18 protein-coding genes are annotated in these 26,316 nt (G+C 48.8%); 10 read left to right on the forward strand and 8 right to left on the reverse strand.

What is annotated here, in order from left to right; genetic code table 11:
• Window positions 1-43 precede the first annotated feature (43 nt).
• The 5 genes from ruvA to BP71_RS13825 all read right to left on the reverse strand — a co-directional run bounded on the left by ruvA (window position 44) and on the right by BP71_RS13825 (window position 4,738).
• Window positions 44-634, reverse strand: coding sequence for a Holliday junction branch migration protein RuvA (gene ruvA, locus BP71_RS13805; RefSeq protein ID WP_496380097.1), 591 nt, complete (start codon window positions 632-634; stop codon window positions 44-46).
• 33 nt (window positions 635-667) lie between these two features.
• Window positions 668-2,236 carry a lytic transglycosylase domain-containing protein gene (locus tag BP71_RS13810; protein ID WP_496380099.1) on the reverse strand — a complete coding sequence of 523 codons (1,569 nt, stop codon included), beginning with the start codon at window positions 2,234-2,236 and terminating at the stop codon, window positions 668-670.
• 266 nt (window positions 2,237-2,502) lie between these two features.
• Entirely contained in the window at window positions 2,503-3,960 is a 1,458-nt protein-coding gene (gatA, locus tag BP71_RS13815) for an Asp-tRNA(Asn)/Glu-tRNA(Gln) amidotransferase subunit GatA (protein WP_496380101.1), read from the reverse strand.
• A 92-nt stretch (window positions 3,961-4,052) separates the two neighbouring features.
• Complete coding sequence (locus BP71_RS13820) at window positions 4,053-4,253, reverse strand: Sec-independent protein translocase subunit TatA/TatB (RefSeq protein WP_026631334.1); 201 nt, start codon at window positions 4,251-4,253, stop codon at window positions 4,053-4,055.
• Between the two features lie 68 nt (window positions 4,254-4,321).
• Window positions 4,322-4,738, reverse strand: coding sequence for a YkvA family protein (locus BP71_RS13825; RefSeq protein ID WP_496380104.1), 417 nt, complete (start codon window positions 4,736-4,738; stop codon window positions 4,322-4,324).
• A gap of 208 nt (window positions 4,739-4,946) precedes the next feature.
• Here BP71_RS13825 and mdh point away from each other — a divergent pair, with 208 nt between their 5' ends.
• Window positions 4,947-5,873 carry a malate dehydrogenase gene (mdh, locus tag BP71_RS13830; RefSeq protein ID WP_496380106.1) on the forward strand — a complete coding sequence of 309 codons (927 nt, stop codon included), beginning with the start codon at window positions 4,947-4,949 and terminating at the stop codon, window positions 5,871-5,873.
• Between the two features lie 171 nt (window positions 5,874-6,044).
• Window positions 6,045-8,837, forward strand: a complete 2,793-nt coding sequence (locus BP71_RS13835; protein WP_496380108.1) for a TonB-dependent receptor — start codon at window positions 6,045-6,047, stop codon at window positions 8,835-8,837.
• 46 nt (window positions 8,838-8,883) lie between these two features.
• Here BP71_RS13835 and BP71_RS13840 read toward each other — a convergent pair whose 3' ends face one another.
• Window positions 8,884-10,260, reverse strand: a complete 1,377-nt coding sequence (locus tag BP71_RS13840; protein WP_496380109.1) for a hypothetical protein — start codon at window positions 10,258-10,260, stop codon at window positions 8,884-8,886.
• A gap of 84 nt (window positions 10,261-10,344) precedes the next feature.
• On the opposite strand from BP71_RS13840, the gene BP71_RS13845 reads away from it, so the two are divergent.
• The 8 genes from BP71_RS13845 (at window position 10,345) to BP71_RS13880 (ending at window position 24,681) form a co-directional block, all read left to right on the forward strand.
• Window positions 10,345-13,245 carry a triple tyrosine motif-containing protein gene (locus BP71_RS13845; protein WP_496380111.1) on the forward strand — a complete coding sequence of 967 codons (2,901 nt, stop codon included), beginning with the start codon at window positions 10,345-10,347 and terminating at the stop codon, window positions 13,243-13,245.
• 168 nt (window positions 13,246-13,413) lie between these two features.
• Complete coding sequence (locus BP71_RS13850) at window positions 13,414-16,446, forward strand: SusC/RagA family TonB-linked outer membrane protein (protein ID WP_496380113.1); 3,033 nt, start codon at window positions 13,414-13,416, stop codon at window positions 16,444-16,446.
• A 13-nt stretch (window positions 16,447-16,459) separates the two neighbouring features.
• Window positions 16,460-17,953: a RagB/SusD family nutrient uptake outer membrane protein gene (locus BP71_RS13855; protein ID WP_496380115.1), complete on the forward strand. Its 1,494-nt coding sequence runs from the start codon at window positions 16,460-16,462 to the stop codon at window positions 17,951-17,953.
• A gap of 20 nt (window positions 17,954-17,973) precedes the next feature.
• Window positions 17,974-18,816, forward strand: coding sequence for a LamG domain-containing protein (locus tag BP71_RS13860; RefSeq protein WP_496380117.1), 843 nt, complete (start codon window positions 17,974-17,976; stop codon window positions 18,814-18,816).
• Window positions 18,816-20,486, forward strand: a complete 1,671-nt coding sequence (locus BP71_RS13865; RefSeq protein WP_496380119.1) for a glucoamylase family protein — start codon at window positions 18,816-18,818, stop codon at window positions 20,484-20,486. Before BP71_RS13860 ends, BP71_RS13865 begins: the two co-directional genes overlap by 1 nt.
• Window positions 20,487-20,518: 32 nt before the next feature.
• Window positions 20,519-21,901 (forward strand): glucoamylase family protein, encoded by a 1,383-nt coding sequence (locus tag BP71_RS13870; protein ID WP_496380121.1) that lies wholly within the window; start codon window positions 20,519-20,521, stop codon window positions 21,899-21,901.
• Window positions 21,902-22,032: 131 nt separating this feature from the next.
• The gene (locus BP71_RS13875; protein ID WP_496380123.1) at window positions 22,033-23,013 is read left to right on the forward strand and encodes a Kelch repeat-containing protein; all 981 of its coding nucleotides are present in this window, start codon (window positions 22,033-22,035) and stop codon (window positions 23,011-23,013) included.
• A 24-nt stretch (window positions 23,014-23,037) separates the two neighbouring features.
• Window positions 23,038-24,681, forward strand: coding sequence for a M1 family metallopeptidase (locus tag BP71_RS13880; RefSeq protein WP_496380125.1), 1,644 nt, complete (start codon window positions 23,038-23,040; stop codon window positions 24,679-24,681).
• Here the strand turns inward: BP71_RS13880 and BP71_RS13885 are convergent.
• Window positions 24,676-25,341 (reverse strand): thiamine diphosphokinase, encoded by a 666-nt coding sequence (locus BP71_RS13885; protein WP_496380127.1) that lies wholly within the window; start codon window positions 25,339-25,341, stop codon window positions 24,676-24,678. The genes BP71_RS13880 and BP71_RS13885 overlap by 6 nt on opposite strands.
• A gap of 131 nt (window positions 25,342-25,472) precedes the next feature.
• Window positions 25,473-26,306, reverse strand: coding sequence for a nucleoside triphosphate pyrophosphohydrolase (gene mazG, locus BP71_RS13890; protein ID WP_496380129.1), 834 nt, complete (start codon window positions 26,304-26,306; stop codon window positions 25,473-25,475).
• Window positions 26,307-26,316: the final 10 nt, after the last annotated feature.

Below are 26,316 nucleotides of genomic sequence, written 5' to 3' on the forward strand. Positions count from 1 at the left end.
TTACTATTGTAAAATTTTTCACCCGATATCATTTTGGTTCCGGTTATCGTAATGCCAGTTTAATCAGATTTTCAACGGAAATAGATTGCCCTTCGCGTTTGATAATCACATCCAGGCTTTTCTCCGCCGTTGCCTTCGGTATACCCAAGGTTACAAGGGCAGCCAGTGCTTCACTCCTCAGTGTACCAGACGACGTTTCAGCAGTTTTTGTCCCTGTTGAAACCAGTTCTTCCTTCCGAATTTTATCTCTTAGTTCGAGGATTACGCGTTGAGCCGTCTTTGACCCGATGCCTTTAATCGACTGAATGAGGCGAAGGTCTTCGTCAATAATTCCTTGCCGTATTTCCGAGGAGGATAGTGAGGAAAGCATTACGAGCGCCGTGGAGGGCCCTATTCCCGAAATCCCGACCAGGTCCAGGAAAAGCTTTTTTTCATCACTTCCCCAAAAACCGTAAAGGACATGGGCATCTTCCCGTATATTGAGATACGTTACCAGCTTGCAACGTGCACCGAGTTCGGGCAGGGAAGTATAGGTTTGCAATGATATACGAACCTCATAACCGAGCCCATTGACATCGATGATAGCGTACGCTGGGTCTTTATAAGTTACAATCCCGTTAACGTAGGCAATCATAAAAATAGTATGTGTATGTTAAAGCGTTAATTTTTAGGTAGAAATGATCAGTTTCTGACCAGGCTTGATTGAATTGCCCCTGATTTTGTTCCGTTTTTTCAACTGACCTATTTCCAGACCGTAGCGCTGCGAAATAATCCATAATGTATCTCCTTTTTGTACGGTATGATAACGTTTCCGGGTGTGGCGCTGCTGTTTCGCCAATTGCTCCTCGTCCTGCCGCGGCCGCGCTTTGACTGCTATACGTGTCGCTGGTACGGTCTCCTTCACCTCTTTGTAGATCACCAGGCGCTGTCCCCTGCGGATATTGTTGCGGCGGATGCGGTTCCATTTGCGAAGCGACACTACCGATACCCCGTATTTTCGCGCAATCCCGACTACATTGTCACCACGGCGTACGGTGTAGGATACGCGTTTGGTGCGGTTACGTTGAACCACTTCTTCTTCGCCGTCTTCTTCATAGCTTTCGTCGTCCGATACATTCTGCACGTTCGACGCGAGCACGTAAGGGAATGAACCGGTGCCGCCCAGCGAATCCGTTTTGGTGCTGTCGGCTTTGGCCACCATTACCCCGGAAGAAAGATATTTTCTTGTGCAGGAGTCCATGATTGATGCGCGATTGCTCATCAGGTAGGTGAACCGGACACTTGGTACCTTCAGCACAAAATCACGGGTCTGATCCGGAAGGACCGTTTTAGTGATCTGCGGGTTCAGCTTTTTGAGGACTTCGAAATCGATGCTTGCATTGTTACAAAACGTCGCGAGATCGATATAGCCATTGATATGAATGGTGTCGTTCGGAATCTGGAACTCCGTGTTTTCGGGAAAAATACCGTGATCGTAGCCGTAATTCATCATGTAGTTCATGGCTACATACTGCGGCACGTAAGAGCGGGTTTCGCGGGGAAGGACATTGTAGATCGTCCAGAAGGTAGTCCCGCGGGAGCGGCGCATGGCGCGTTTCACATTGCCGGGACCCGTATTATAGGATGCCAATGCAAGCTCCCAGTCACCGAAGATATTATAAAGTTGTTTCAGATAAAGACAGGCCGCCTCGGTTGCTTTGGCAGGCTCGAAGCGCTCGTCGATGTATTTGTCCTGATAAAGACCGAATTCCCGTCCGGTAGCAGGCATAAACTGCCAGAGACCGCCTGCGCGTGCATGGGAAATAACGGTGGGGTTCAGCCCCGACTCAATCATTGAAAGGTATTTCAGTTCGGTAGGCAGCCCGTGTTTCGCCAGCGCTTTTTCAAAGAGCGGGAAATAGATCGGCATGCGCTCCATCATGGTTTGCGTGAACTTGGCTTTTTTGTAGATGAAATATTCTACAAATTCATGCGACGATTTGTGGTAAGTAAGCGGGATTGCTTTTTCAAGCTTCGCAAACCGTTCTTTCAAAAGCCTCTCCGGCACAGCGGGGTTAGCTCCGATTTCCTCCACTTCCGGAAGCGACGGCATCAAATCATCTTCTTCCTGAGCAATAGTCTCAACTGTATCCTGCCCGGACATCAAACTCTCCTGTGGAATCATCGCCCCAACAGGCGCATTCCAAAACCCTGCACACATGGCTCCGAGCCACAATACTCTTTTCGAAATCCTCATTAATAAATGTTTTTTGAAGGTTAATCAATTCACGGTTTTCAATGGCTTATACCTGTTGATGATGGTACTGACAGATAAAAAGGTCCTTTTTTGCTTGAATTGCCCTGATGAATCAGAATAATCTCTAACACATTTTTTTAATACTCACACAACTCCCTCATTCAGAATAACGTAACATGTTGCCTGTTATTCTGGCATGATAATTTCCTTTAAAACATCGGTTGTAAATACAACTCATGCCATCTTGTTAGGCTAAAAATAGGGACCTAACGGCTTTCGCTGTATGCTACGGCATCTTTCCCATTCAGTTCTGTCAGATAACTGGCAAAAGCCAGCATCTTTTCCTCACCGAAATAAGGCGCCATGATTTGAATTCCGATAGGCATCCCCTGACCGTCCAACCCGTTCGGAATTGAAACCGCAGGATTACCCACGACATTCGCCTGCACCGTGAAAATATCAGCCAGATACATTTGCAACGGATCTTCCGTTTTTTCACCAATCGTAAAAGCAGTGGTAGGTGTTACCGGGGAAATAAGAAAATCAAACTGTTCAAAGAATTTGTTCGTTTCTTCCCGCACCAATCTTCTAACGCGTTGCGCCTTGGTATAGTATGCATCGTAATAATTTGCACTTAATACGAAAGTACCCAATAGTATTCTTCTCCTTACCTCATCCCCAAAACCTTCCGTACGCGTTTTTTTGTACATGCTTTCCAGGTCCGTCGATTCCGGGCTGCGGTAACCGTACCGAACACCGTCGAAACGCGACAGGTTGGAGCTTGCTTCCGCAGTGGTAAGGATATAATAAGTAGGCAAAAGCGAATCCAGCAATGGCATATCGATCGGAACGACCTCGTGCCCTTCCGCCCGCAGGCGGTTGAGCAGATCGGAAGTTTGCCTACGGATTTCCGGCGCAATGGCTTCGTTTTCTACCGCATCACGAATGTAACCGATTTTGGCTTTATTTGTCCATTCTAATTTTTCAGAATAGGCCGGAACTGCCCGTTCGGACACCGTACTATCGAAATCATCGGCACCCGCCATTACTTCCAAAATCAAAGCAGCATCTGCCACGCTCTTGGTAATCGGGCCAATGCAGTCGAAAGACGATGCATAGGCAATGAGACCATAGCGGGACACACGGCCGTAAGAAGGTTTCACACCGATTACACCGCAGAATGCAGCTGGCTGACGCACGGAACCACCCGTATCGCTTCCCAACGAAGCATGACAAAGTCCTGCCTGCACGGCTACAGCCGAGCCGCCCGACGAGCCGCCGGGGACTTTAGCATTGTTAATGGCATTCAGCACCGGACCAAATGAGGAGTTTTCATTGGAAGAACCCATCGCAAATTCATCACAGTTTTGCCTGCCAATAACAATGGCGTCCTCATCGAGCAATCGCTGAACGGCCGTTGCGGTAAAAGGGGCCTGGTATGATTGAAGGATCTGGCTTCCGGCCTGCAGACCATGGCCTTTCAGGGAAAGCACATCTTTAAGCCCGATTACCAATCCGGCCAGCTTTCCGGCAGTTCCATTGGCAATCCGGGCATCTACGGCCAGAGCGGCCTTCTTTGCCTCTTCGATATATACTTCGACAAAAGCATTAAGATGCTTGCCCAACTCTATTTGCTGCAAATAGTGGTCTACCAACTTGACGCACGTCAAACCTTCTTCACGTATATCTTTCTGAATTTCGGCCAGCGTCAGATACTCTTTCAAGGTAATTTCTTTGTGGGGTTGTAAATAAAGAATCAGAGCCGCTAAGTGGTAGCTTAATGGCTCTGGGTCAGACCTTCGATAAGATGGAAGCGTTATTTGGGGTCCTCCATGCTTTTTTCAATATTTTCCTTAACGTCCTTAGTAGCGTTCTTGAATTCATTGATACCTTGCCCCAAACCGCGCATCAACTCAGGAATTTTCTTCGCACCGAAGAAAAGTAAAACGAACAAGGCAACCAAAAAGATCTCTTGTCCACCCAATCCCATAAATGCCAAAACGGTTACTGATTCCATATCTGTTTCTTTTTTAATGTTTACAAAAATAATTATTCTTTTTTACAAGAACTAGACCTGCCTCCGGTTTATCCTATATTAATTGTCTTCGTAGCCTTTTCCCACTCGGCAAATTTTCGCACATCGTCACCCAGGGTCTTGACGAGCCATACAACCAGCGCCACATCGTCGGTGATACCGATAACCGGCAGAAAGTCCGGGATCAAATCAATAGGAGATACGAAATAAATAAGGACAGCGATGATCGAAACCAGACTTTTCCAGGGCAAATCCTTATACTCGCCCGACGCGTAGGCTTTCACCATCCGGATGAGCAACTGCACGCTGGCCTGAAACTCGCCCAGATTACCTTTGAAACCGACGGTCTGCAGCTTCCCTACCACGTCCTTGACCAGCTCAAACAACCGGGTCGAATTCCGTGCATACCGACCTGCTTTTCCCTTAGCATTTCTAAAAAAAATGGATTGTAGGATCCGAGAAATCATTGACTCATCATTCATTATACAAAGCAGGAAAAAGTGGTTTATAACGCCATTATAACTATCAACTTACAGAAAAAATTGCATTCGGGATGCCTCCCCGGACATTTGCGGCAAAAAATCAAATTCCGCTTGGTTTAAACAAATTATGTATCATACTTTTAGGGGAAAATATAAAAAGCATCAATTTCTATACAATTAACCATATTTCCCTATGAAGATTACTGTTGTAGGTGCGGGTGCGGTAGGCGCAACCACTGCCGATAATATCATTCGTCGTGAGCTGGCAGAAGAAGTGGTGTTACTGGATATTAAGGAGGGCGTCAGCGAAGGCAAGTCTTTGGACATGTATCAGACAGCCGCTTTACTGGGGTTTAACACCAAGCCCATCGGCTCGACCAATGATTACGAAAAAACCAAGGGATCGGATGTGGTTGTGATCACTTCCGGATTACCCCGTAAGCCCGGCATGACCCGTGAAGAGTTAATTGGTATCAATGCAGGAATTGTCAAGGGTGTTACTGAAAACATCCTGAAATACTCGCCCAAAGCGATTATCATCGTCGTTTCCAATCCAATGGATACAATGACGTACCTGGCGCTGAAAGAATCGGGTATTCCCAAAAAGCGCCTTATTGGTATGGGAGGTGCATTGGACAGCGCCCGTTTCAAAACTTACCTGGCCCTGGCCATGGACGTATCCCCCCTCGACATCCACGGAATGGTTATCGGCGGACACGGTGACACGACCATGATCCCGCTTACCAGGCTGGCAACCTACAACGGCATTCCCGTTAGCCGTTTCTTGTCCGCTGACCAGCTCGAAAAAGTTGCTGCCGATACGATGGTAGGGGGTGCAACCCTCACCAAACTGATCGGAACCTCCGCTTGGTATGCGCCCGGCGCCGCAACCCTGCTGCTTGTAGAGAGCATTGTCCGTAACCAAAAACGCATCGTTCCCTGCAGTGTTTACCTGAATGGCGAGTACGGCCAGAAGGATATCTGTATGGGTGTCCCCGTCGTGCTGGGTCGCGGTGGCTGGGAAAAAATCATTAACCTGCGCCTGAGCGATGCCGAAAAAGCTGCGTTTGAAAAGTCAGCCGAAGCCGTTCGCTCTATGAATGCGGCATTGAGCTTGTAAGCGTTTCCTAATTGATTAAAATACAGGCCGGTCCGGTTATCCCGGGCCGGCCTTTTGTTTGCCCTGATATTTGGTTTTAACCATTGCTTGTTTTAATTTAAGTATATATAGTACAATAATTAGTCAATATTATACTATCTAAGCAAACTATTCACCTTTAAACACACTGTTATGAGAAAAACACTATTACCACTGCTCTTCATTATCGCCACAATCCAGGCAATCGGGCAATCCATTAAAGGTCACGTAAGCGAAGAAAAAAATGGTACTGCACTGCCGGGCGTTTCCATTCTCGTCCAGGGAACCAACACCGGAACCGTAACCGATTCGGACGGAAATTTCGCTCTGACGATGCCAGACGGCAACTACAATATTGTGGTTTCATTCATTGGCTACACGTCAAAGATCATTCCGACAGTCGTCAGTGCGGGTCAGTCGCCAATGCTTAACGTAGGATTGAGCGAATCCTCCGAAGTGCTGGGCGAAATCGTAGTCACCGGGTCGAGAAGCGGCGGCCGGTCCCGCATCGATTCCCCCGTGCCGGTCGATATCATTCCGGTTTCGCAGATCACTAATAGCGTCGGGCAGGTGGATATCAACCAGATACTGACCTATGTGGCGCCTTCCTTCCAATCATCCCGTCAAACGATTTCGGACGGCTCGGACCACATTGATCCGGCGCAGCTTCGTGGTCTCGGGCCCGATCAGGTGCTGGTGCTCGTGAACGGTAAACGACGCCACCAGTCATCCCTGGTGAATGTGAATGGTACGGTCAACAGGGGCACCGTAGGGACAGACCTGAACGCGATCCCGGCGACTGCAGTTGAAAAAATCGAAATACTGCGTGATGGTGCTGCGGCCCAATATGGTTCCGACGCCATTGCCGGCGTGATCAATATTATCCTGAAAAGCCGGACAGGATTTAGCGGCAATGTTTCGTACGGCAGGAATGTAACAAGCTATGACAAAAACTACATCATCAACCAGAACAAAGACGCTTCCGTACACATTTCTGACGGCGGTACCGCCCAGGTCGGGCTCAATTACGGCTTAAAAATAGGCCAAAAAGGATTTATCAATATCACGGGTGAGTATGTCAACCGGGAAGCTACAAACCGGACCGGGACATACACGGGCCAGATTTTCCCTTCCGTGGACGGTACGGTAGTGGATGAGGAACTTCTGAAACAGAAAAACCTCACCCGCAACGACTTCGACATGCGCATTGGTAACTCGGAGGTGAAGGGAGGAGGCGTGGTCCTCAATGCAAGCATTCCTCTGAACCCGCAACTCGAACTCTACGCATTTGGGGGTTACAACAACAAAAAAGGCAATGCGGCAGGTTTTTACCGCTATCCGAACTCGGTACCCGCGGCGGTGAGGCCCAATGTATTCGCTGTATATCCCAATGGTTTTCTACCCGAAATCAACAGCGACGTTACGGATATCTCGGCGGCGGTTGGGCTTAGGGGAAAATTGGGCGAGTGGCGGTATGACCTCAGCAACACTTTTGGCAAGAATGATTTCGACTACATCATCAGTAATTCCGTCAACTACACGCAGGCCATCTCCAATGCTGCTTTTCAGCGGAAGTTCAGGGCAGGCGGAAACGCATTCATGCAAAACACGATCAATCTTGACCTCGGCAGAAAATTCGATGTGCTGTACGGATTGAATGTTGCACTCGGCGCCGAACAGCGTACGGATAAGTACACGATCACAGCCGGTGAAGAAGCCTCTTACAAAAACTACGACGTGGCGGCGGGTGTTGCCGCTGGGGCGCAGGTTTTCTCTGGCTTCTTTCCCCAAAATGCCGGATCACATTCCCGGAATAGCGTGGCGGGGTACGTTGATCTGGAACAGGACTTTACCAAATCATGGGTCCTGAGCGCGGCGCTACGTTTTGAGAACTATTCCGATTTTGGAAATACCCTCAATTACAAAGTGTCGACGCGTTACAAGCTGACCGACGGAATCGCCCTGCGGGCGTCCGCCAGCAGCGGTTTCAGGGCACCGTCGTTGCAACAGCGTTACTATGCCAAAACCAATACACTGTTTGTAACACAGAACGGCCAACAGGTAGCCCAGGAAAGCGGCACATTCACCAACGACAGTAAGCCAGCTGAAATTCTCGGTATTCCGAAACTCAAACAGGAAACATCACAAAGCTTTACGGTCGGGGCCACGATTCAACTTGGCAATTCATTCGAACTGACTGCGGATGCCTACCAGATCGACATCGACGACCGGATCGTGCTGACCAATAATTTCAACGACGGTGGCAACGCAAATCTGAAAGCGCAGCTGGCCGCAGCGAATGCGACCACCGCCAACTTCTTTTCCAATGCAGTAGATACCCGTTCGAAAGGAATAGAAGGAGTGCTATCGTATAATACGAAATTTGGCAGAAACCAGTCGTTGAGAGCAGTACTGGCCGGGACTTTCATTCAGAACAAAGTCAAAAAGGGGCCTGACGGAAAACCGATTATCCACGCGTCCGAAATTTTAATCCAAACCAATCAGGTAAATGCTTATTTCAACCGGGAAGATTTAAGCCGCTTCGAAATAGCCAGCCCCCGCAACAAGCAGAGCCTGACCATCAACTATAAAGCGGGAAAATTAGGGGTAATGCTTCGCGGTGTGCGGTTTGGAGAAGTTACCTACTGGGATCCAACCATTGACCCTACCAAGCCCGATTCATGGCCAGTCAATGCATTGACCGGCCAGAAAGAGTCTCTTGACCAGACTTTCGGAGCCAAACTGGTAACCGACCTGGCCATCAGCTACGATGTGATAAAAGGCATCGGGCTAACCATTGGTGCGAATAATGTGCTCGACGTTTATCAGGACAAGCATACACACTCAGGAAATGTAAGCTTCGGCCGGTTTGTTTACTCACGTCGCGTCCAGCAAATGGGTTTTAATGGACGTTACTTGTTTGCCAGGGTCAATTTTAACTTCTGAACCGAAGATCAGCCGTTGCAGATCGTAAGGCTGCAACGGCTGGTTATCATATCGAAATCTGGTATTGCAAAGTCCAGGAGCCGCGTCGGCCATTTTTCTCAAGTTCGTTAACAACGGAACTTGCACGATACACAGGACGATTCTCGTAGTTCAGAGACATTTTACCATTGTGGCCTTTGATCAGCCAGTTAACTCCTAAATTGTAGACACTAGCCGCGTCCCTTAGCCGATCGTAATCGCCGCGCTGCAGTGAAGCATAGGGCATCAATGTTCCCTGGCTACCCAGCAAGCCATCCTTCAACTTGTATCCCGCCTGCGCATACACTACACTACCCGTGCCGAACATCGGATACGCATTACCATGCATTCCGCTCACCCCGGAAATGGGTTGTGTTGTCCCGGTTGCCGGGTTCATAATCCCATTGTAGCGGAGGTAGCCTTTTCCGTAATTAGTATCAAAATAACCCAGGTAAGCCGACAAAGCCGTTCCTTTATCTTTATTGACCGGCATATCCAGATACGCTGCGACCGACCACAGGGACACATTGCTGTAAAGCGTATCGACCGCTTCCTTCCGCCAGGTTGCGTCTTTTTGGGAAGTGATACCGGCTTCGATATTCAGGACTTTCCGTTTGCCAAGATAAGTGCCGGTCATGTAGCCAGGTGTAGTGTTATCCTCCGTATCGAAGAAATTATAAATGAGCAGTCCTTGGAACTGCTTATGGTTCTTGCGCTGGGCAAATACCGCATTCTGATTGAGCGCCGGTGGCGTCGCACCGTTCGTCTCGATCGGGAATGGATCCGAAACACCCAGGCGATAGTTCAGCTTTCCTACCTGTCCCCGGCTATACACGGTGAGTTTCCTGGCAAACTGGTCCGTCTGATCTACGGTTGCCTGGGCAAATACCGGCACATCCATCGTCAGAATAGTACCGATACCTGGCTGCGAAAATCGTGAAAATCCATTGATAATCGTTAGTCCTCCCCCGAAACGGACAAAGCTCGTCCCTTTACGCTGGATTTCATATTCTCCTACCGCATCATGGAAAAAAGCCGCTACTTTCCGCTGGCTGTGGGTTCCTGCCGTATTGTACGAGGGTGACGCACTGGCCTTGTTGAAATTGTTCATTCCAAACTGCGTGTAGAAAAAGATACGGTCTGTGAGCTGTCCAAAAAGCTGGACCCGCGTACGCCTCAAACCAATATCGAAAGTGTTCGACTCCGGATCGCTCAGAACGGTAGTTCCGGGATTGTTTTCATTCAGCCGTAGCCAGACCTGATTGGTGAAGGTGAATTTTACATAATGTGAACCGGATTCATTAAGATTGTACCGGATATCATTCCTGGTGTTATCGTCTGAGGGTTTCACCTGCGCACATACCAGCGATGTTCCCAGGATGATGAGGGAAAGGATTTTAATCATTGAGAGTACTATTGAGTTATACAAACTAATATCGCGATAAACCCTTCTGAAAGAGCTAAACACGACATTAACACTTAATTGAAAATGATATTGAATGCGGGAGAAGAACGACTTGCAATAAGTCATTTTCCAAACCTTGCCTCCAAATATAAGGCCGGTTACGGTGTCGCCATACTCTTTTTTCTGACAATCTTCTTCCCCGCATTTGCACAGGAAACCCCTCCTTTGATCAATTATTCCTCTTCATTGTACAAAGCGCACAATCAAAACTGGGATATCTGCCAGAGTACCGACCAAATCATCTATTCCGCCAATTCGGACGGTCTGCTCGAACATGACGGCGCTTCCTGGAAACTCTACCCCCTGCCCGACGGCCAGATCGTCCGGACTGTTTTGTACGATGAACAGGCCACAGACGCCGTAAAAGGAAAGGTGCTCAACCGCCAGGCGCAGCCGGAAGAGAGGGTCTACGCCGGTGGATTTTCAGAATTCGGCTACTGGAAGAAAGAGGCCGACGGCCAATTGAGATACTATTCGCTGAGCAAGAAAGCCAACCTGCCTACACTGAAGACTGAAGAGATATGGCACATCCTGAAAACGCCACGTTATGTCTACTTCCAGTCCTTCTCCATTATTTATCGCTACGATGGTAAAAATCTGGTCGAGATCAAAGGCCCCGGCAACTTCATGTTCATGAGGTATGTACAGGACCGTGTGCTGGTGCAGCTGATAGGTAAGGGCCTGTACGAACTGAAAGGGGAGAAATTCGAACCGTTACCCGGGACAACTTCCCTGTCAGCGGCGATCGTGTCGTCCATTCTGCCTTTTTCGGGCAACCGCATTCTCATCACAACCACCAAGCATGGGCTGTTTACGTGGCAGAACGGCCTCCTCACGCCCTGGAACATCAGTATTTCCGAAGAGCTGAAACGGAACATTATCAATCGGGCCATTGTCGCGCGAAGCGACAGCAGTCTTGTTTTCGGGACTATTCAAAACGGCATATATGTCGTTTCCAAAAACGGAGTATTGCGTTATCAGTTCAATAAGGAGACCGGATTACAGAACAACACAGTCCTGGCATTGGAAGAAGACAGCCATCAGCAACTCTGGATCGGTCTCGACCAGGGTATCGATATGGTCAAAATGTCGTCACCCATTATTGCCTACCAAACCAGCGATAATCCCCTGGGTTCCACGTACGCAGCTGCCATCTGGCGCGATAAGCTGTACGTTGGGTCCAACAAAGGAGTATTTGTAAAGAAATGGCTTTCACCCGAGCCCTTCCGGCCTGTCAGGGGACTGGAAGGGCAAACCTGGACGCTCAAAGTAATCGACGATCAATTATTGTGTGGTCACAATGACGCCACGTATCGGATTGGCGAGAACGGGATCACGAAACTATCGAACATCAACGGAGGGTGGGTCCTGCTACCGATCCGAAACGGTAAGGATACTTTGCTTCTGCAGGGCGCGTACGTGGGCCTGCACGTGTACAGGAAGGATGCGAGTGGCGCGTGGACCTACGCTTACCCCGTGAAGGGAGCAGCCCCTATTCCGATCCGGCAGATCGTCCGTGACAAAAACGGACTGTTTTGGTTGGGGCATGCCTACAAGGGGTTATTTCAAACAAAACTTACGCCCGCACTGGACTCAGCCCTGACCTGGCGGGAATTCAAAGCTCCGGGTGACTTGCCGAGTGAGTTTTCGGTGGAGCTCATGCAATGGCTCAACGGACAGGTTCGCGTCAGGGCTGGCAATGCTTTTTTTCAACCAGACCGTTCCGGCAATCTCGTGTCCAGCAGCGATTTCCCTCCGGAGGAGGAAAATTATAAGGTACGGGCCGGTCTTCCGGGTGATTGGTTCAAAGTGTTTATGAACCACGTATCGTATTATTCCCTTGGAAAAGAACCTAAAAACCTGGCTCTGGCCTTGGTGAGAAATAGCGAAACGATCGTGCCATTATCAGAAAAATACTATTTTTTCTGTCTCGACAATGGATACGCCCTGTACGACCGCACGTCTCCCGACGAGCACAATGAAGCCATTGGTACGCCCATTATCCGGAAAGTAGCAAACCTGCGTAACCTGAACGAGGCTTTCAGTATTTCCGGCAGCCCTTCACTTCCCTCCGAAGTCAGGTCGCTTCGCATTGCCTTTGCATTACCCGCGTACGGTCAGAATGTTCAATACAAGTACAGGCTTAAAGGACTAACCGACCAATGGTCGGAATGGACGGACCAGAGTTTTGTCGAATTTACCAACCTGGAATCGACCGATTATATTTTCGAGATCCGAAGCAGCCTGAACGACACCGTTACGGCGTATCATTTTAGCATAAAACCTTACTGGCGCGAGACCCTCTTTGCCAAAATTCTCTTCGCTATCATGGTTGCACTGGTTTTTGCAACCCTCATCATTTATCAGGAAAAACGTCTGGCACGTCATCGGCGGAAACTCATCGAAGAGCAGGAGGAGAAGCTCCGCCAACAACGGCTGTCGAGCGAGCGGCAGATCATGCAAATCCAGAACGACAAATTGCAAAGTGAAATCCAGAGCAAGAGCCAGCAGTTAAGCAACGTCGCCATTAATGTCGTCCGTAAAAATGAAATCCTGGAAGAGATCCGCGATGAACTCAAACAGGTAAAAGCCGAAATGGGTCAGCAACTTCCGAATATCCATTATCAAAAACTGCTGCACAGCATAGAACGCAACGTGGCGGGCAAGGACGACTGGATATTGTTCGAACAAAACTTTGACGAGGTACATGAACAGTTCTTCAAACGCCTGAGGCAGATTTACCCCACCATCTCCCCTTCCGAGCTCCGGCTGGCGGCGTGCCTTCGCATGAACCTCTCTACCAAAGAAATGGCCCCAGTGCTTGGGATCTCCGTCCGTGGGGTGGAAATCAAGCGCTACCGGCTAAGAAAAAAGCTCGGACTCGGCGTAGATGCCAATCTGGTACAATTTATGATGGACATCTGATGCAGTTGCATTAATCCGCTAGTAACCCCTATTTTATTCAAGTAAACCTTGCATTATTCTCATTGATGTAGTGGTGATGTAGTGCTTTTTTTGATTCCACCACCCCTTCGAACTTAACTTTGAAGTCAATAAAATCTTATAATAATTCAATCAACTAATTTATAACTGATGAAAACTACTGTACGATTACTGTACATGCTCGTTTTCCTGACATTAGGGAGTGTCTCTTACGCACAGGAAATAAATGTGACCGGCAAGGTCACTTCGAGTGCCGACAATTCGGTGCTTCCGGGCGCCAGTGTGCTGATCAAGGGGACCACCAGCGGTGTACCCACCGATGCAGAAGGTAACTATTCCATAAAAGTCCCCTCGTCCCAGTCCGTACTCGTGTATTCCATGATCGGGATGGCAGCCCAGGAAATTACCGTCGGAACCCAAACGGTAATCAACGTAGCATTGCAAGAGGATGCAAAAGCATTGACCGAGGTCGTGATCACGGGTTATGGTTCTCAAAACAAGCTCGACGTTACAGGTGCTATTGCGCAGATCAAAGGCGCGGAAATTGCCAAACAACCTTCGATGAATGCTGTTTCAGGTTTGCAGGGAAAAGTTGCGGGGGTTCAGATCAACAATTCGGGTAAACCGGGAGAAGCACCGCAGATCCGGATTCGCGGTGTTGGTACGGCTTACGGTAGTGCCAACCCGTTATATGTGGTCGACGGGGTATGGTTCGATGACATCAGCTTCCTGAACTCCGGGGATATTGAAAACATGAGCATCCTGAAAGATGCATCCAGCCAATCCATTTACGGGGTGCGCGCCGCGAACGGTGTCGTTCTGATCACTACCAAAAAAGGAAAATCAGGCACACCGGTTATCGATTATAATGGCTTTGTCGGTTATCAGAAAGTGACCAACCAGATCAAAATGGCCAATGCGCAGGAATATGCGACGATGACCAATGAGCTGAGCAATATCAACGGTAAAGGCAATGTCCTCGACCCGAGTCAATACGGCGAAGGAACCGACTGGTACCACCAGATCCTCCGCAATGCATTCGTGACCAATCACCAGCTTTCGATCAGCGGAGGCGGAGAAAAATCGACCTATAACTTCTCATTGGGTTATCTCAATCAGGATGGTATCGTTGAAAAGAACAACTTCAAGCGGTATACCGCCCGTGTTCAGAACGATTTCCAGGTATTGAAAAACCTGAAAATCGGATATACCGCAACGGGATCGTTCAGCAAATCGAAAGATGAGGCCGGTGGTATCTTCAGACAACTATATGCGGCGGGCCCGGTCGTGCCGGTGTATTATGCCGATGGGAGCTATGGTGACCCGACCGACTACAATCTGGGTGATGGCAATAACTTTAACCCGCAGGTTACCGTCGATTTCTACAATCAGAACACCAAGAAAACCCTGCTGACCGGCAATGCTTACGCCGAGCTCTCCCTTTTCAAAGGCCTGACCTTCAAAACCAGCCTTGGGGGGCGCTACGGACAGGATGAAACCCGTACCTATGTGCCGCAATATGTAGCGACATTCAAACAACGCAATACTACCAGCTTCCTTGAATTCGTCCGTCCGCAAACAAGGTATTGGATTTTTGAAAATACATTGACCTACACCAAAGATTTTGGCAAGCACAGTCTCACCGCTCTTTTAGGACAGTCGGCGCAGCGCGACCAATCTTACAAACTGACTGCGAACGCATTGAATGTACCATTCAGCAGTGAAGGCGACCTTTACCTTGCATTGGGTAGCGCCGATGGCCGTAACGTGAAAGACGAAGGCGACCTGGGAACTTACGCTTCCTACTTCGGCCGTGTCAACTACTCGTTTGATGACCGTTACATGCTGAATGCGTCCCTGCGGGCAGATGGTTCTTCCAAATTTTTCCAGGGAGGCAATGCCTGGGGTTACTTCCCGTCGATCGGAGCTGGCTGGGTGATCAGCAATGAGGCATTCATGAAAGGGCAAACGATTTTTGATAACCTGAAAATCCGCGGTAGCTGGGGTAAGATCGGTAACGCATCTGTGCCTTCCAACCTCTCCACATTAACCGTTGCCACCGGTGGCGGACTCGCGGCAATTTTCGGCGGCCAGCTCAATACAGGAGCCAGCATCAACACGATCATCCCTCCTACCACTTACTGGGAGCGTGGCGTGGGAACCGACGCGGGTGTCGAAGCTTCCTTCCTGAAATCAAGACTGACGGTCGAGTTGGATTATTATGTTAAGAAAACTGAGCGTGCGATCTTCGATATTCCTGTGCTAACGTCCATTGGTACCGAATCCGGACGCATCGTGGGGAACCAGGCTGATTTCCAGAACAAAGGTTTTGAATTTGCACTGAACTGGCGCGATGATATCGGCAAGGACCTTTCTTACAGCATCGGCTTCAACGGGGCTGTGAATAACAACACCGTTCTCGCCGTATCATCCGGGGCCAACCCGATTTACGACGGTGGCGTGGGGCTCACGAGCGGCGCATTGGCGACCCGTACCCGCGTAGGCGACCCGATCGGCTCATTCTATGGGTACATTGTCGACGGTATTTTCCAGAATCAGGACGAAATCAGTAAATCGGCCCAGCCTAATGCAAAACCGGGAGATTTCAAATACCGTGATATCAGCGGAACCAATGGTACACCCGACGGCACGATCTCAGGTCTTGACCGCCAGGTACTCGGCAATCCAAACCCGAAATTCACCTACGGGATCAACACCAGCTGGAATTACAAGAACATCGATCTCATGCTCGACTTCCAGGGTGTAGCCAAAGTCGATATTTACAATGCCAACATGGGATGGCGATATGGCAATGAAAACTTCACCAAGGACTTCTACGACAACAGGTGGCATGGTGAAGGAACTTCCAACACCTATCCTTCGGCCAACATAGGCGGCGGCCAGAATTACCTGCCCAACTCGTTCTTTGTACAGAGCGGCAGCTACTTCCGGGTGAGAAATGCACAGATCGGCTACACATTCCCGCAGGCATTCAATGAAAAACTGAAAATCCGCAAACTGCGCTTGTATGCGAATGCACAGAACCCTTTGAATTTCTTCAAATACAAAGGCCTGTCCCCTGAGGTAAGAGCCAATGAAAACAAGCCTACGCAGGCAGGAATCGACGCCAACGTGTATCCGCTCTCAGCGACCTACAACTTTGGTATTAATGTCACTTTCTAAGATCAGAACCGATATGAAAAATATAAGTATTAAAAACAACTTGAAGCAGACAGGTCTCTATCTGGGGCTCGCAGTGCTCCTGGTTATCCCTTCATCCTGCAGCGACAGTTTCCTGGATACAGATCCGCAAGGCAAGCAGGCCGGTACCGTTTTCTGGGAAAGTGAGGCGGACGCGACCAAAGCGGTGAATGCAATGTACGCTAACCTCCGCGGCTGGAACAATACGGCTTTTGCAGCCATTGCGGTAGAAAGCGTCGGTTCGGATGATGCCGAAAAAGGCAGTACAGCATCGGATGCGACTTTCTTCAACCAATATGATAATTTCTCGGTAGGCTCAACCGATGGGCAACTCGGCGGCTTCTGGCAGGGACAATATCAGAACATCAATTACGCAAACCAGGTACTCGACAACATCCCTGCCATCAGCATGGATGAAAACCTGAAAGCCAGATATCTGGCCGAAGCTAAATTTGTACGTGCCTATTCGTATTTCAGGTTAGTGCGGGCATTTGGTGACGTCCCTTTGAGGTTGAAACTCCCCAAGGACGCAACGGAATATAACCTCCCTCGCACGCCGAAAGCCGAAGTGTACACGGCCATTGAAAAAGACCTCGTAGATGCCGCCGCCGTACTGCCACAGAACTATGGTGCGGCGGACCTCGGCCGGGTTACCAAGGGTGCCGCATTGTCGTTGCACGCCAAAGTTTCCATGTACCAGCAAAAATGGCAGCAGGTTTTCGATCTGACCACACAAGTGATCAATTCCGGTCAGTATTCCCTCTTTGCCGACTACGAATCGCTGTTCCGGATACCGAATGAAAATTCGACGGAGTCAATCTTTGAGATTCAAAATGAACTGATCCCTTCCAACAAAGATGCTTCCAACTCCCAGTACTCACAGGTACAAGGTGTGAGAGGAGTAACCGGGGGAGGCTGGGGTTTTAATGTTCCCACTGAGGAGCTCTCAAAAGCCTACGAAGCCGGTGACCCCAGAAGAGATGCTACCATTATTTTCCGCGGTGAAACCACGCCCTCCGGCGATGCCATCGCAGCAACAGGAGATAATCCGATGTACAATCAGAAGTCATATGTACCCTTCAAACTTTACATGACGGGATTCAATGAAGGCTCTCAGCAGAATGTTCGCGTGATCCGCTATGCCGATGTGCTGCTGATGAATGCCGAAGCTGCAAACGAAATCGGTAACTCCACAGCAGCACTTGCTTCATTGGAGTTGGTCCGTGCGCGGGCAAGAGGCGCGAGCAAAACCATTCTTCCGAAAGTGACCACCACCGATAAAGTCGCATTGCGCACAGCTATCTGGAATGAACGCCACGTTGAGCTGGCCATGGAATTTGACCGCTACTTCGATGTAATCCGCCAGGGACGCGGTACCGCAGTATTCGGGCCTAAGGGCTGGAAAGCCGGCAAAAACGAAGTATGGCCAGTCCCTCAGACTGAAATCGATCTCAGTGCAGGCGTCCTGACCCAAAACCCAGGCTACTAATTTCAAACCGCGATCTATCGATGAAAACTTTAAAGAATAAACTGACCGTAGCATGCTGCGCATTGACGGTTATCGGGGTAAGTTCATGCTATGAAAAATTCGACCCGGAAAGCTATGCTCCGAGTGTGACTATCGGGGGCTATACGAGCTCCGATGAAATCGCCAAAGAAAATCTGGTGGCATACTTCCCATTCAACGGCGATTACATGGACGCTGTGTCAAAAACGGCAGGCGCCAATACCGGCACCACTTTCTCAAACGGACTGAAGGGGCAAGCCATGAAAGGGGCTAAAAACGGCTACGTTCTGTTTGACCCTACTGCCCCGATTCTCGGTTTGAAAAGCTTTACGCTTACCTACTGGGTAAACAGTCAGTCGACCAAAGCGGCAGGCGGCATTATCGGACTTGTGGGACTTTCGCAAAAGGACGGCTTCTGGGGAAACATCGAAACTTTCTTCGAAAACGGGGGTACCGAAACGGATGGCATTTTCAAAGCCCATATCCAGAATGACAAAAACGACACCTGGGTTACCAAGGAGGGGATTGTCAATCTATATAATTCCTGGACCCACATTGCATTGGCTTACGACGCCACTTCATCCACTTTCTCCGTTTACGTGAATGGCTCTAAAACCGCTACCAGCACGGTAGCCAAGTTTGGCGACCTGAAATGGAAAAGCCCCGGTAAAATGGTCTTCGGTACGGTACAATTCCAGACCACTCCCAGCCTGACGTCTGAGTCCGAAGCGCAATCCTGGGCCACTTATCTGACGGGATTACTCGATGAAGTAAGGATCTACAACATCGCCCTGAAAGACGCGGATGTCGATGCACTGGTCAAACTGGAATCAAGAGGGAAATAATGCCATTCCATTACCTTCTTTGTCTTTGTTCATTTATCTGGCTCGGGGTTTCCTGTCAATCCGGCAAGGACCCCGGGCCATCCAATCCCGGGGTACCGTCATCCTTTGGCTTTAACAGTCTGAAAGTTAACGACAGCTATTCCGGCTTTAACTATACCGATGTAAACCTGAAACCGAAGGTCAGGTTTACATTTTCTGCCCCGCTAAACACCGCCTTGGCCGCAAGCGGCATAACATTCAAGTCTGCCTCGGGGCAATCCATTGCTTTTACAACTGCTTGGGAGAACGGCGACAGCTCGGTAGTGGTTATTCCTTCTGCCAATTTGGATTATCTAACCAACTACTCAGTTGTTGCCACCAAAGCATTAAAATCCAAAGCAGGCGGAATGTTGCTGAACGAAGTCAATGTCAGCCTTACCACTGCGCTCGATTCTACCGACAAATTCCCTGTCATTTCAGACGAAGCCCTGCTTACGCTTGTTCAAAAACAGACATTTAAATACTTCTGGGACTTCGCCCATCCAGTAAGCGGCCTGGCCAGAGAGCGAAATACTTCCGGCGATGTCGTTACTTCGGGTGGCAGCGGTTTCGGAATTATGACTATACCCATTGCCGTTGAGCGAAAGTTCATTACACGGGCCGAAGGATTGGAAAGAATGCAAAAAATAGTCGGCTTTCTGAAAAAAGCGCAGACATTCCACGGAGCATTTCCCCACTGGCTCAATGGCGCTACCGGGGTCGCAGTGCCTTTCAGCACGAAAGACAATGGTGCCGATTTAGTCGAAACTTCCTACCTGATCCAGGGATTGCTTACGGCCCGCCAGTACTTTCAGGAGAATAGTCCGGCCGAAACGGCTCTCAGGTTGGATATTACAACTATCTGGGAAGCAGTGGAATGGGATTGGTTCAAAAAAGGAGAAGGGAACATACTCTATTGGCACTGGAGTCCGGACTATAACTGGGATATGAACCTGCCAATTAAGGGATGGAATGAATGCCTGATCACCTATGTGCTGGCCGCGTCTTCCCCAACGCACGCTATCAGTAAAGCAGTGTACGACAATGGCTGGACAGATAATGGGGCTTTTGTCAATGGAAAAGAATTTTACGGGATCAAATTGCCGCTTGGTGAAACAATGGGCGGCCCGCTGTTTTTCTCTCAATATTCCTTTCTTGGTTTGAACCCAACCAACCTGACCGACCGGTTTACCAACTACCTGACCCAGAACCGGGCACATACTTTGATTAACTACAATTACTGTAAGGCCAATCCACATTCACACGACGGATACAGCGACCAATGCTGGGGGCTTACCGCCAGCGACATCCCTAACGGATACAATGCCAACTCCCCCACGAACGACCGTGGGGTCATCACGCCAACAGCGGCATTATCCGCTTTCCCCTACACGCCGGTAGAATCGATGCAGGCATTAAAATTCTTCTATTATAAACTGGGAGATAAGCTGTGGGGAGACTATGGCTTTCACGACGCGTTTTCCCTAGAAGACCTTTGGTTTGCGGATTCGTACCTCGCGATTGATCAGGGACCTATTATAGTAATGATTGAGAATCACCGGAGCTCGTTGCCCTGGAAGCTTTTTATGAGCAATCCCGAGGTCAAAACCGGGCTAAAAAAACTTGGATTCAGTAGTCCTGAAATCCAGTGAAACTTATCCCACCATTTAAATTTTACTCGACTATGAAGCTATCCTTCCACTCCATACTATGCCTGCTATTGCTCCTTTTTTCAGTGCATGTAGATAGTGAGGCACAAAAAAAGAAAGCTGCCAGTATGAAACCTGCGGCATTCAACCCGGCCGGCCGACCCAAAAATCTTTCAGATACTGCATTACTTGAACTGGTGCAGAAACAGACTTTCAGGTATTTCTGGGAATTTGGGCATCCTGTAAGCGGCATGTCGCGGGAGCGCAGCAATGTCGCCTACGACTATGGCGACGAAGTGGTGACCACCGGAGGAACCGGCTTCGGCATCATGGCAATGATTGTCGCTGCCGAAAGAAAATGGCAACCCCGTGATTCTGTGGCTGCAAGGCTCCTTAAGATGGTCAAATTTCTTTCAAAAGCGGATCATTACCACGGTATATTTCCCCACTGGCTAAATGGCGCTACGGGCAAGATCATCCCGTTTGGCCGCAAAGACGATGGTGGTGACCTGGTAGAAACTTCATTCCTGTTCCAGGGATTGCTCGCCGCCCGGCAGTATTTCGACAAAGACAATGACCTGGAAAGGGACCTTCGGAACCGGATCCAATGGATATGGAGCGAAGCGGAGTGGGATTGGTACACCCGAGGTAATCCCAATCAGCTTTACTGGCACTGGAGCCCCAACAACGGCTGGGCTATGAACTTCGAGCTGCGCGGTTACAATGAAACGCTTATCACTTACATCATGGGAGCCGCGTCGCCCCGCTATCCTATCACCTCGCAGGTTTATCATAAATGCTGGGCCCAGAGCGACCACTTCAAAAACGGAAAGGAATACTACGGCATCAAACTGCCATTGGGATTTGAGTACGGCGGGCCATTGTTCTTCACCCATTATTCATTTGTAGGTTTGGATCCAAGAAATCTGAAAGATCAATATGCGGATTACTGGGAGCAAAACGTGAATCATTCGTTGATCAACTACAAACATTGTGTCGCAAACCCGGGAAAATTCAAAGGCTATGGAGAAAACAGCTGGGGCCTGACCGCCAGCGATACCTACAATGGCTACAATGCGCACTCCCCTACCAACGATTTTGGTACGATCACACCGACGGCTGCATTGTCTTCCTTTCCCTATACGCCCAAAGAATCTATGAAGGCCCTGAGGCATTTCTATGATGACCTGGGTGATAAAATCTGGTCGGAGTATGGCTTTACCGATGCATTTAACGAATCACAGAACTGGTATGCCAAATCACACCTGGCTATTGACCAGGGGCCGATTATCGTGATGATCGAAAACTACCGTACAGGCTTGTTATGGAAGCTGTTCATGAAAGATCCGGACGTTCGGAACGGGTTGAAAAAACTCGGTTTTGAAAGCCCTGCGCTGGAATTATCGAGCAAAAATTAACAGCTGTTTGACAAAAATTGGCAGAAAGACCGGCTCATGACCGGTCTTTCTGTTTTATAGAATATAATTGTACCTTGATATCGTTTTTGAAAGTGATTTGTGCGTATCCAGCCATTCTAAACGTAATCAACATGAAACCTCTCTATAAAAAGGCAGCATTACTGATTGCACTTCAATGGGCCGCAATGCAAGGCTTTGCTCAAATATGGACGGTGTCGGAACCTGAAAACCTTCCAGAAAAACGACATGAAAACGCAATGGCAACGGCTAATGGGAAATTGTACCTGCTGGGCGGCCGTGGCATCAAAGCCGTTGATGAATACGATTTCAAAAAAGACGCATGGAGTGCATTGGCGCCATCACCGATAGAGATGAGCCATTTCCAGGCCGTCACCTATAAAAACGAAATATATGTCCTGGGCGCATTCACAGGCGGCTACCCGCATGAGGTTCCCATTCCCGACATTTATATATTCAATCCCGTCAAAAACGAATGGCGGAAAGGGGCTCCTATCCCCGAAAACCGTCGCCGGGGTGCGGCCGGCGCATTTGTTATGAGTGACAAAATCTACCTGGTCTGCGGCATACAGGACGGGCATTGGGACGGGCAGGTAAAGTGGTTTGATGAGTTTGATCCTGCCACAGGCATCTGGAAAACTTTGAGCGACGCGCCCCGCCCCCGGGATCATGTACAGGTAGCGGTACTGAATAACAAACTGTATGTAGCCGGAGGCCGCCTCTCTACCGCACGCATTAATCAGGTTCTGAACACCGTTATCAAAGAAGTGGATATGTATGACTTTAAAACAGGCACCTGGTCGACCCTGGACGCGTCCAACAATCTGCCAACATTACGGGCTGGCAACACTACCGTAGTCTACAATAATAAGATTCTGGTGATCGGGGGCGAAAGCGATGCGCACGTAGAAGCGCACAACGAGGTAGAGGCTTTTAATCCCCAAACTCAGAAGTGGGAGCGACTGCCTTCCCTGCACCAGGGACGGCACGGCACGCAGGCAGTTTCTCTCAATAAGAAAATTTATATAGCGGCCGGTTCAGCCAACCGCGAAGGTGGTTCGGAGCTGAACGACATGGAAATTCTGGATAAATAGTACACTTCATTTAACAAAAGTCAAATGCTCAAGGTAATCGCAAGCATCTTTTTACTGACCATTTCAATACATTCTTTTTCGCAAAAGAAGGAATTTACTCACGCTGACACGCTCAGAGGCTCCATCACCCCGGAAAGAGCCTGGTGGGATCTCAGTTATTACCATCTCAATGTCAGACCGAATGAGAAAGACAGTACTCTATCGGGCAGTACGCTCATTGCCTACAAGGTTATTAAACCTCACCAAATAATACAGGTGGACTTGCAGGAGCCCTTACTGATCACTAAAGTAGTTCAGGATGGGGAATCACTCTCGTTCCGCCGGGATGGCAATGCTTTTTTTATCACCTTAAAAAAGAAACAGGAAACCGGCAAGGCAGAAGCCATAGAAGTGTTTTATGCCGGACGGCCAAGGCTTGCGAAACGTCCGCCCTGGGACGGCGGCGTGCAGTGGGTTCCGGACGGCAAAGGGAACACGATCATATCCACCTCCTGCCAGGGACTGGGCGCCAGTGTCTGGTGGCCCTGCAAGGATCATATGTACGATGAACCAGACAGCATGCTGATCAGCATCACCGTTCCCAAAAAGCTCATGGATGTATCCAATGGCGTATTGAGGTCAGTAGTTGAGAACAGTGACGATTCCCATACCTTCAACTGGTTTGTTAAAAATCCGATCAACAACTATGGGGTAAATATGAACGTCGCCAATTATGTGAGCTGGAAAGAGACGTTCAAGGGAGAAAGAGGCGATCTGCAATTGAGTTACTACGTACTTCCTCAGAATCTCGAAGCCGCCAAAGAACAGTTCAAGCAGGCGCCAAGTATGCTGAAAGCCTTTGAGCATTGGTTTGGCCCCTATCCGTTTTATGAAGACGGGTACAAGCTCGTGGAGGTCCCTTACCTGGGGATGGAACACCAGAGCTCTGTGACTTACGGAAATGACTACAAAATGGGGTACCGTGGCCGCGATCTTTCCAATACCGGCTGGGGATTAAAATGGGATTTCATTATTATCCACGAAAGCGGTCATGAATGGTTTGCCAATAACATTACCTACAAGGACGTGGCAGATATGTGGGTACATGAGAGCTTCACCAACTATTCAGAGAATCTGTATACGGAATATTACTTCGGGAAACAGGCCGGTGCCGACTATGTAATCGGAACAAGGGAGCTGATCGCCAACGACATTCCCATTATCGGAATTTATGGGGTTAATCAGGAAGGGTCAAAGGATATGTATTACAAGGGAGGGAACATGCTCCATACTATCCGGCAGGTCATCAATGACGACGAAAAATGGCGCCAGATCCTCCGTGGCCTGAACAAAACATTCTATCACCAGACCGTGGACGGCTCGCAGATAGAGCATTATATCAGCGAACATGCCGGAAAAGACCTTTCAAAGGTATTTGACCAATATCTGAGAGATGTCAGGATTCCGGTCCTTGAATATGCATTCGGGAACAAGGGGCTGCGGTATCGCTGGCTCAACACTGTCGAAAACTTCAGCATGCCTGTCAAGGTTAAGCTGGCCAGCGGAAAAGAGGAGTTTCTGCATCCGACCAACGATTGGAAAACACTGAAAGTAAAAGGAGAAAAGTCACTGACGGTCGACCGGAATTTTTACGTAGAATCGAAAGAAGTTAATTCGACCTCATTATAAATCCCAGCATTCCATAATCAGAAGATCTCCTTTTTGAGCAGAAATCCAAACCATTCCATCAGTTTCGGCCTCATTGCTGCTGCCGGTTCTATATCCCATTGTTAGCGTTTCGTTATTTAAGTTGTATTTCAAACCTCGTGTTTCAATACCTTCGACAGTTCCAATGGGAATCAGGGAGATTGGGGTACCGGCCGTGTACCACTTTTCAAATGAGCCTGTTAGCGGAAAAATTTTGGAGTAATCGTCAAGAAGAACAAGCTTAATTTGCTCCTTGTACCGTACCAGATCCGTAATATTGGTAATGGCGTGATCCGCACGGCGGCCTGTTGCCCAAACAACATTGGCCGCCGGGAAGCCTCTCTCGATCAGAAACTCGATCGCTTTATTAAGATCCGTCTTTTCCTGATCGGGGGTATTGATGATTTCCAACGGATGCTGGCGGACCCGGATCGCTTCGACATCATGCGGTTGATCAAAATCACCCATCCATACGTCAATTTTAATCCCCAGGTCCAGTACACGATAAATCGCGTGGTCGAGTACTACAATAAAAGGGCTCCATTCCAGCAACTGCCCCAATAATTCCGAACCGCATGCTTCACCGTTGGCAATGATTAACGCAGGCTCCTGTTTTTCCTTAACGATATGATGGGAAGACATTAATTCTATTTACTTCTTAGCAGTGTTACAAGATTTCAACGCCCTGACTCATTTTAACGAATTGTGCATTCAGTTTCTCAGCCGTATATGGAACGTAACATTCGTAGTCGGATTACGCAGAACCGAAAGTTTTATACACCCAATGCCTTCGCCTGGTTCCAATAAAAATCCATTTCATCGAGCGACATATCCGACAGCGATTTACCATCGGCTTTGGAAGCTTCTTCGAGATACTGGAAACGTCCGATGAACTTTTTATTGGTCCTTTCCAGAGCAGTTTCCGGGTTAATGTCTACAAACCGCGAATAATTGACCAATGAAAATAACAAATCGCCAAACTCGCCTTCGGCAGCTTTCTGGTCAATTACATCGGCAGTTTCTATATTGAAGTTGTCCTTGAATTCCTTCAACTCCTCCTCCACCTTTGCCCAGACCTGCTGTTTCTCGTCCCAATCGAAACCAACCCCACGGGCCTTTTCCTGAATTCTCATGGCCTTCACCAAGGCAGGCAACGATGTCGGGACCCCAGCCAGTACCGATTTATTCCCCTCTTTCAATTTCAGTTTCTCCCAGTTCTGCTTGACCGCCTCCTCAGAGTCGGCCACGAAATCGCCATATATATGCGGGTGCCTGGAAATCAGTTTATCGCAGATGCTATTCAAGACGTCCCGGATATCAAACTGATAGCTTTTTCCTTTCTCCTCCTCTGACCCTATTTTGGCATAAAATACGATATGTAATAAAACGTCGCCCAACTCCTTCTGAATTTCACGCAGATCATTGTTCAATATGGCGTCGGACAACTCGTACGTTTCTTCTATGGTCAAATGCCTCAGACTTTCCATGGTTTGTTTCCTGTCCCAGGGACATTGCTCGCGCAACTCGTCCATGATGGTCAACAGCCGGTCAAAAGCCATCAGTTGTTCCTGACGACTCTCCGGCAGGTCATTAAATTGTTTTTCCATATTGCAAAGA

The organism is Dyadobacter ginsengisoli DSM 21015 (assembly GCF_059568735.1).